Origin of the sequence: Streptomyces albidus (ex Kaewkla and Franco 2022) (assembly GCF_013870515.1) — a bacterium.
Taxonomy (GTDB): Bacteria; Actinomycetota; Actinomycetes; order Streptomycetales; family Streptomycetaceae; genus Streptomyces; species Streptomyces albidus.
Genome location: NZ_JACBXA010000458.1, coordinates 1 through 2,170 on the forward strand (window position 1 = coordinate 1; position 2,170 = coordinate 2,170).

Below are 2,170 nucleotides of genomic sequence, written 5' to 3' on the forward strand. Positions count from 1 at the left end.
AGTACCGTGCCAGCCGGGGCTCCCGGCACCCCGCCCCTCTCCCCCGGCACCCGGGCGCCCGCCCCAGCTCTCGCCGCTGTTGGGATAGACGACGACAGGCTTGCCCGTCACGGCTGCCGCCACCTCGATCGCCTCGTCCACGTCCTCCGCGGCGCAGCAGTTGACGCCCACGGCGAGAACCTGATCGTTCCCGCTCGCCACCTCGAAGGCCTCGGCCAGCGGCTGCCCGGCCCGCGTGCGCCCGCCCGCCACGGTGCAGCTCAGCCACACCGGGACGCCGCAGCCCCGCACGGCCTGCATCAGCGCCTCCGCCTCGTCCACGTCGGGCACCGTCTCCAGGGCCAGCACGTCGGGCTCCGCCTCGACCAGCGCCTCGACGCGCGGCCGGTGGAAGGCGGCGAGCGCATGCACGCTCAGCCCGTACCGGCCGCGGTACTCGCCGCCGTCCGCCTGGACGGCTCCGCTCCTTCGGTGCCGCCCGCAAGAAGGCGGGGATCGTCGGCGTACGCAGGCACTTGAGGACCTTCCAGATGTCGCGGCCCACAACTCTGCGGTCCGGTAGGCACTCGTGTGGTGCCCGCCGGACCGAGAAGGAATGGTGAGGTGGCCCTAACCTACGTGCGCACAATGCCCATTGATCGCGATCGGGACCCGGTTCGCCCGAAGGGGTGATGGGGGTGGGGTGGTGGTCCGGGGTCCGCTGGTGGGCGCCTTGGTCCGGGGTGGTGCGGGCTGGTGGGTTGCTGGTGGTGGGTTGGGGTGGGGGGTGGGGTCGGTTGTTTCGTCGGGGTGCTGGTTGGTGGGCCGGTGGTGGTTGTCGGTGGTGGGGGTGGCCTGGCTGGCTACGGGGGGAGCGGTGGGGGGTTGTGGTGGGTGGAGAGGAGGTGCGGGTGTGGGCGGTGGCGGGTGTTCACACCTCGGAGCAGGCGTCACCGGTCTACGGCCTTGCGGGGTGTGTGGGCGTGCCCTGTCGGGCTGCTGCCGCGCGGCGGTGCCGGAGTGTGTTCCGTGCCAGGTGCGTGGAGGCGAAGCGTCCGGCTGCCACGCCGCGGGGGTCACCTGGTGAAGGTGGAGTTCCCGGTTCCGGGCGGGTGGCCACATTCGAGTGAAAAGCGGCTTTGAGCTGGGGTTTTGGTGTTGCGTTCGAGAGAATGGAGGGGTGGCGAAGTCCCGTTGTAAGGGCGGGAGATGAGCCAGATGAACGGGGGTGAGAGATCAATGAGCACGCAGGGACACACATCGCATCCGGGGACGCCGGATGAGTGGGCGTCGTATCTGGCCGAGGCCGTTCCGGGCCCGGAGACTGCGGTGGTGCTGGATGTGCTGGACGCGGAGAAGCTGTCCCACGCGGGTCGTGTCGACGCGCTGAAGGCCTTGGAGCGGCACGCCTCCTGGGTCCACGCTCGGCAGGCACAGGTGCTGGCCGCTCTGCACTCCGATGCCGAAGAGGGGCTGCGCGCAAGGTGGAACCGGGATGTGGCCGGGGAATGGGACTTCGCGGCGGAGGAAGTCGCCTGTGCGCTGAAGATCTCGGGTGCGACGGCGGAGGGCCGTCTCCACGTGGCACGGGAGTTGGACGCTCGTCTTCCCACCACGATGGGGCTGCTGGAGGCCGGTGAGATCTCCTGGATGCAGGCCAAGGCCGTGGTCGAGGTCACCGACATCCTGGACCCGTTGCTCGCTGTTCAGGTCGAGGCCGAAGTGGCGCCGCGAATGGCGTCGTTGGCGTGCGGCCAGACGCGCAGGGCGCTGCACCGGTCGGTCGCCCGGCTGGACCCTGACGGCGTGGAGCTTCGGCACCAGGACCGCAAGCGGGAGCGGGAGATCACCCACCGTGAGATCGGGGACGGCATGGCTCATTGGGGCGCCTGTCTCCCCGCCGACCAGGCGGCGCAACTCGACCAGGCCGTCGACGCCCACGCCCGAACGCTTCTCGAGAGCAGCGAAGGCGTGGACGCCGAGGAATGGACGTTGGCACAGCGGCGAGTTGACGCCCTGTTCGACCTCGTCGTGAACCGTCCTGCCGGCGTGGGGCCTTCAGGTGGCCGTTCGGCGGCGATCGTGCAGGTGACCGTCCCGATGGATTCCCTGCTCGGCATCGAGGAGGAGCCGGGACAGTTGAAGGGCTACGGCCCGATCACAGCGTCACAAGCCCGCCGCCTCGCCTTTG

1 protein-coding gene and 1 pseudogene are annotated in these 2,170 nt (G+C 70.3%); one reads left to right on the forward strand and one right to left on the reverse strand.

Annotated elements, in window-relative coordinates; genetic code table 11:
* Positions 1 to 462 (reverse strand): annotated as a pseudogene (locus tag H5J26_RS30465) (homocysteine S-methyltransferase family protein); the annotation flags it as partial.
* A gap of 756 nt (positions 463 to 1,218) precedes the next feature.
* On the opposite strand from H5J26_RS30465, the gene H5J26_RS30470 reads away from it, so the two are divergent.
* A partial coding sequence (locus H5J26_RS30470) for a DUF222 domain-containing protein (protein ID WP_181769180.1) occupies positions 1,219 to 2,170 on the forward strand: 952 nt, incomplete at its 3' end.